The sequence below is a fragment of the Marinobacter sp. genome (genome assembly GCF_014859525.1).
Taxonomy (GTDB): Bacteria; Pseudomonadota; Gammaproteobacteria; order Pseudomonadales; family Oleiphilaceae; genus Marinobacter.
Genome location: NZ_JACUUB010000108.1, coordinates 1 through 6,101, shown reverse-complemented (window position 1 = coordinate 6,101; position 6,101 = coordinate 1). Strand labels below are relative to the sequence as shown.

At 59.6% G+C, this 6,101-nt stretch carries 7 protein-coding genes; 1 reads left to right on the top strand and 6 read right to left on the bottom strand.

What is annotated here, in order from left to right; all coding sequences use genetic code 11:
- Positions 1 to 63: 63 nt before the first annotated feature.
- Positions 64 to 2,565, top strand: a complete 2,502-nt coding sequence (locus IBX51_RS13920; protein WP_291831896.1) for an acyl-CoA dehydrogenase — start codon at positions 64 to 66, stop codon at positions 2,563 to 2,565.
- Between the two features lie 57 nt (positions 2,566 to 2,622).
- On the opposite strand, the gene IBX51_RS13915 is transcribed toward IBX51_RS13920, so the two are convergent.
- The 6 genes from IBX51_RS13915 to rluF all read right to left on the bottom strand — a co-directional run.
- Complete coding sequence (locus IBX51_RS13915; protein ID WP_291831895.1) at positions 2,623 to 2,943, bottom strand: hypothetical protein; 321 nt, start codon at positions 2,941 to 2,943, stop codon at positions 2,623 to 2,625.
- A gap of 92 nt (positions 2,944 to 3,035) precedes the next feature.
- Entirely contained in the window at positions 3,036 to 3,239 is a 204-nt protein-coding gene (locus IBX51_RS13910) for a hypothetical protein (RefSeq protein WP_291831894.1), read from the bottom strand.
- A gap of 53 nt (positions 3,240 to 3,292) precedes the next feature.
- Positions 3,293 to 3,703: a hypothetical protein gene (locus IBX51_RS13905; RefSeq protein ID WP_291831893.1), complete on the bottom strand. Its 411-nt coding sequence runs from the start codon at positions 3,701 to 3,703 to the stop codon at positions 3,293 to 3,295.
- Between the two features lie 138 nt (positions 3,704 to 3,841).
- Positions 3,842 to 4,426 (bottom strand): gamma-glutamylcyclotransferase, encoded by a 585-nt coding sequence (locus IBX51_RS13900; protein ID WP_291831892.1) that lies wholly within the window; start codon positions 4,424 to 4,426, stop codon positions 3,842 to 3,844.
- Positions 4,427 to 4,461: 35 nt separating this feature from the next.
- Positions 4,462 to 5,094 carry a MarC family protein gene (locus IBX51_RS13895; RefSeq protein ID WP_291831891.1) on the bottom strand — a complete coding sequence of 211 codons (633 nt, stop codon included), beginning with the start codon at positions 5,092 to 5,094 and terminating at the stop codon, positions 4,462 to 4,464.
- A 95-nt stretch (positions 5,095 to 5,189) separates the two neighbouring features.
- Positions 5,190 to 6,101 (bottom strand): 23S rRNA pseudouridine(2604) synthase RluF (gene rluF, locus IBX51_RS13890; protein ID WP_291831890.1); only part of this gene is annotated, 912 nt, incomplete at its 5' end.

The window sequence follows — 6,101 nt, the reverse complement described above, 5'->3', positions numbered from 1 at the left end:
AAGGTTTAACCGATGGTTAGAAACACATCTATCTGATTTCTTGAATGATATGGAGGTCTGCCCATGAGCGTTCTGCTTCTTGTACTCAGTGCCCTGGTGCTGATCTACTTCAGCATCGGTGGTAAAACCGCCGCCATCGTGATGTCGGTTGCGACCCTGATTGGTGTTGCTCAGGACGACTGGCACCTTCTCAGCTTCCTGATTGGCGGTGTGTTACTGGCGCTGGCTCTGCTGATTACCCTGCCCGGCGATCTCCGGCTGGACAAGTTCAGCCGGCCCTTGCTCGGTTGGGTTCGCGGGCGCCTGCCCAAACTGTCGGATACCGAAGCCGAAGCCCTCAAATCCGGCTCCGTCGACTGGGACGGTGAGCTGTTCTCCGGCAAGCCGGAGTGGAACAAGTTGCTGGACGCGGCACCAGCGCACCTGACCAGCGAAGAACAGGCGTTCCTGGACGGCCCGGTGGAAGCGCTGTGCAAGATGCTGGACGACTGGAAGATCACCCACGAAGACTACGACCTGCCGGACAAGGTGTGGAAGTTCATCCGCAGCAAAGGCTTCTTCGGCCTGGTCATTCCCAAGGAAGACGGCGGCCTGGGCTTTTCCAACACCGCCCACTCTGAAATCGTGATGAAAATCTCCACCCGCAGCGTCTCGGCGGCGGTCACCGTAATGGTGCCCAACTCTCTGGGCCCGGGCGAACTGCTGATGCACTACGGCACCGACCAGCAGAAGCAGCATTACCTGCCCCGGCTGGCCGGTGGTGATGAAATCCCCTGCTTTGCCCTGACCTCGCCGGTGGCCGGCTCCGACGCCGGCGCCATTCCGGACAAGGGCATTGTCTGCAAGGGTGAGTGGAACGGCAAAAAAGTGATGGGCCTGAAAGTAACCTGGAACAAGCGCTACATTACCCTCGCGCCGGTGGCCACGCTGATTGGTCTGGCCATCAAGGTCTACGATCCGGAACACCTGCTCGGTGACCAGGACGACATCGGCGTGACCTGTGTGCTGGTGCCCCGCGATACCGACGGCGTCAATGCCGGTGCCCGCCACCTGCCGATGAACACCGTGTTCATGAACGGGCCGACCTGGGGAACCGAGGTGTTCATCCCCATGGATCAGGTCATCGGCGGCCAGGACATGCTTGGCCGGGGCTGGACCATGCTGCTGGAATGCCTGTCGATCGGCCGTTCGATATCGCTGCCTGCGCTGGGCACCGGTGCCGGCAAACTGGCGTGCCTGGCCACCGGCTCCTACGCCTATACCCGGGAGCAGTTCGGCCGCTCCATCAGCCAGTTTGAAGGCGTGCAGGAAGCCCTGGAGCCCATTGCCGGCTACACTTACATGATGGACGCCGCACGCCTGCTCACCGTTGGCATGCTAGACCGGGGCGTGCGCCCGGCCGTGCCCTCCGCCGTGCTGAAATACCGCAACACCGATCTGATGCGCGAGGTGATCAACCACGCCATGGATGTAGTCGCTGGCCGGGGCGTGATCACCGGCCCCCGCAACTTCCTGGCCCGCGCCTACCAGGCGGTGCCCATCGGCATCACCGTGGAAGGCGCCAACATCCTGACCCGCAGCCTGATGATCTTCGGCCAGGGTGCCATTCGCTGCCATCCGTTCATTGTCGAGGAAATCGAAGCAGCAGGCATGGAAGACCAGGACAAGGCCGCCAAGAAATTCGACGGTATCTTCTACCGACATCTGGCGCACACCACCCGCAACGCCCTGCGCTCGTTCGTGCTGGGCCTGAGCAGAGGCTGGCTGGAAACCTCGCCCCGGCACGGCGATATTCAGAAGTACTACCGCCAGCTAGGCCGTTTCTCCGCCGCCTTTGCCATGATGACGGACGTTACCCTGCTCACCGTCGGCGGTGGCTTGAAAGCCCGCCAGCGACTGTCCGGGCGAATGGCCGACTGCCTGGTACACATGTATTACGCCACCGCCGTCATCAAGCAATGGCACGAAGAAGGCTATCCGGAAGACCAGCGGGATCTGGTGGAATGGAGCCTGCAAACCTGCCTGCATGACCTGCAGGAGTCCATGCGTAAAGCCATCATCAACTTCCCGGTGACTGCCCTGCGCTGGCCGCTGCGGCTCATTGTATTCCCACTTGGTGCGACCGGCCTGAATGGCCCGAATGACAAGCTAGGCGCGAAAGTAGCCGACACGATTGTGAAAGATACGCCAGTCCGCCAGCGCATCAGCCGCGGCACCTTCGTGAACCTGGACCCGGACGATCCGCTGGGGCGCGTACTCAACGCCTACAAACTGGCCAACGAGACCGCCGAGATGCGCCAGCGCCTGCACGAAGCCATCCGCAGTCGTGACGAAGACGAACTGGACGGCATCGCTCTGCTGATGGGCCACCAGCGCAAGGAACTGGTGGACTGGGCCTGCGCCCAGGGCATTATCAAAGCTGACGAGTGCCCGAAAATGGAAGAGGCGCTGACGGCCCTGTATGACGTGATCCGGGTGGATGCCTTCGACGCCGATGGCCTGAAAGCCCTCGCCAAGGGTGCCAAGGGCAAGCGAAAGGTCGTCGAAAGACCTTCGAAAGACTGACCCGAAAAGCGACGGCACCAAGACACTGGTGCTGTCGCCTTCAGTCAGAGCGGGTTGTCACCTACGCCCTCGCAGAACGTCAACAATTTCCCGGGTGTCTTTGATAATCGTATAAACCTTGTCTTCTACCTCAACGCGCTGGCGACGATCATCCAGATCACGCACCCGCCCATAACGCAGAAACTCAGCGTCGAGGTAATCACCTCGCTCATACCCATCAAGTTTCTTCTGCCAACCAGGAGGCAGTGGCTCACCGCGATCAGCCTTCTTCTGCAGGCCTGGAGGCAGGGTGTCCTTATGTGGCGGTTCTGCCGTCACCGACATAGAAACCGGTAGCAATGCGACAACCAAAAGTACTGGCTTGATCAAATTCCTCATCTTTACCCCTTAAAACCGCGGAATTAACAAAACGCTACTCACTAGCACACGCTGCCAATGCCCAAACGGTTCGTTAAAACTTGGTGAACTTCCTATCCCGACACCTGCTCCGCCCGGAGCCCACCCCGAATAGCCTCATCCACCAGCCACCGCCGCAGCATCTGAATCCCACGCTCCCGCCGGCGGCTGATCTTCCAGGCAAAGTAGAATTTATCACCGGAGACCACCGAGTGAGCGGGCAGTCGAACGAAATCTGCCGAATCCTTGCGGGTACTGAGCATGTCGTCATCGGTCAACGCGATGCCCTTGCCCTGTTCATCCTGGGGTACAACATCACCGTGTTGCTGGCCTACCGGCGGGTCTGGTCAATAAGAATCTGGGTATCACGAATGATCCGGGCTGCCCGATACTCGGGAGGAATCCGGTCGTTATGCCCCAGGGATGACCGGTAACCACTGCGATGATGGTGGTACTGCCGTTTATACCGGTACTGAGGGGCTTTTTTGCCATAGTCCCGGCGATCATAACGATGCTTTTGGCGATTATCCCGATAGCGGTTGTCGCGGTGGCGATCATGGTACGACCGGCGATGCTCGGCACGCAGCATTTTCTTCTGATGCCCAGGCGGGAGCGCCTTACCCCGGTCCAGCTGCTTCTGGATACCCGGCGGATGGCCGTGGCCACGGTAGCCATCTGCCTGGGCCATACCGGCAAAGCCCAGGGCGACAATGAGAGTACTGCTGATCAGAAATCGTTTCATAGAAATTCTCCCGTCCCTATCGACTGGAACCATGCTAAACGGAAACATTCCGTGAAGCCTTGCCACCAGATTAATGATTGAAAGGGAGATGTCAGCGCCCAAGGGCCGGTTTTGCACAAGCTTTACACGGCTTGACGTTTAACGATCGGGAGCCTCGACAGGCCCTAAACGGGTGAGATGAGACTCAATCAAAAAGGTGTGGCGGCAGTCATCCCCCAACGCCCGCAGGGATTCCGCCAGCCGGAGCAGATAGTCGGAATTGGGCCCACTGGGGCCAACCGACGCGGCAATCTGGGCGGCAATGTCGGCTTCCGGGGCCTCGCCCAGAAACGCCTCGTTATCCTCGGTGGCGATATACACCAAACCTTCGGCATGGCTGCCATCATCAAACGTTATGGTGGTGCTGATGCGCAGGTAGCCGTTTTTCTCCCGCACATCCAGATATTCAAACACCTTGGGCGACACCCGGTAGGCCATACCTTTACAGGTTGCTCCGGGCTGTTCGATCAGGGTGACCACCCGGCCTGGTGATTCCGGTGTACCGCGATGGTCATGGGAGCCCTGCCAAAAGCGGCGAGCCCATCCGCGAATCGACGCCGGGCGCTGCTCAAGAAAAGGAAAATCCACCTTGTAAATCAGCGAGCCGTAACCAAACAACCAGACAGAATCGATACCATCGAAGTTGTAGCGGGTGCGATTGTGATCAATGGTGTTGGCGGGCATAACAAACCTGCAGGCGATACAAAACCCCGATTCTGTCAGGCGCCCTGAGTACTTGCAATAAAGCCGGCAACGCCGGTCAGCACGATCTCTGCCGCCATGGCGGAGAGAATCAGGCCACTGATTTTCGACATGATGTTCAGGCCGGTTGTGCCCAACACTTTTTCCAGATAGCCGGACAACCGCAACAACACCGCCAGAATCAGCAGGCCAGAGACCAGGCCCAGCAAGCCACCAGCCACCTCATGAACGGCTTTTAGCTCAGCACCGTAGACCATGATCGCACCAATGGTAGCGGGCCCGATCATTACCGGGATGGCCAGGGGCACCACGGCGATATCGTCGCGGTCTTCCTCCGGCAGGCCGGTGGCATGGTTACGGGTGCCGCTGGTCACCAGACTGATCGCCGTCAGAAACAACAGGCTGCCGGCACCAATCCGGAAAGAATTCAGAGTGATGCCGATAGCACCAAACAACAGTGGCCCGGCGAAGAACAGCACCACACCTAAAATGAAGGCCGACACACAGGCCCGGCGGATAATCGACGCCTTTTCGGCCGCCGGCAGGCCGCGGGTCAGTGCCAGGAACATGGTGACCACAAAGAACGGTGCCAGCAGGAACAGAAAGCGGATGGTGCTGCTGATGTAGGTGGAGAAAAACGTCTCAAGCATTCGGGCAAATCCGGCCAGGGGTTAAAGCCGGTTAGCATAACGCCTGAGGGCAGATTCTGCCGTAAGGAAGAGAACCTATTGGCCGGCGAAGCGGATCAACGCTTCTTGATGGAGGGCTTGCGCGACTTGCAGGGTTTGCCTTTCGGGCCGGTCGTGCGCCTACCGGGCTTCGGGCCACGGCCAGGCTTGCCTGCAGGCGGTTTGCCGGTGCCTTTGCCAGCTCCCTTTCCACCTCGGCCGGGGGAAGGTTTACCTGACGGCTTTGCGCCGGCCCTGGCCGGTTTACCACCGGCACCCGGGCGGGCACCTTTGGGCCCGGCGGGTTTCTTGCGGGGCTTGCTGGCCGCCGGCTGCGTTGCCTCCGAAGACGAATCCCGGATGGCATCAAACAGCACCGCCAGTTCCTTCTCCGTCAGATCCCGCCAGGCGCCCACCGGCAAACCTTGCAGGCTGACGTTCATAATCCGCATCCGCTCGAGCTTGGTCACCTCATAGCCAAAGTATTCCGCCATCCGGCGGATCTGGCGGTTCAGGCCCTGCACCAATATGATCCGGAAGACAAACCGGGAGACTTTCTCCACCTTGCAACGCTTGGTCATCGTCCCCAGAATCGGCACGCCGTTGCTCATGCCTTCCACAAACTCCCGGGTCACCGGCTTGTCGACGGTCACCAGGTATTCTTTCTCGTGGTTGTTGCCAGCCCGCAGGATCTTGTTGACCAGGTCACCATTGCTGGTGAGGAAAATCAGCCCCTGGGAATCCTTATCGAGGCGGCCAATGGGGAAAATACGCTCGCTGTGGCCGACAAAACGCTGGATATTGTCTTTTTCCGCGCTGTCGGTGGTGCTGACAATACCCACCGGTTTGTTCAGGGCAATGAAGACCAGATCTTCCTCGTCCCGGGGCTCCACCACTTGGCCGTTCACCTTCACCACATCGCCCGGCAACACCTGATCACCCACCTGGGCCCGTCGCCCGTTGATGTGCACGTTGCCCTGCTCGATGTA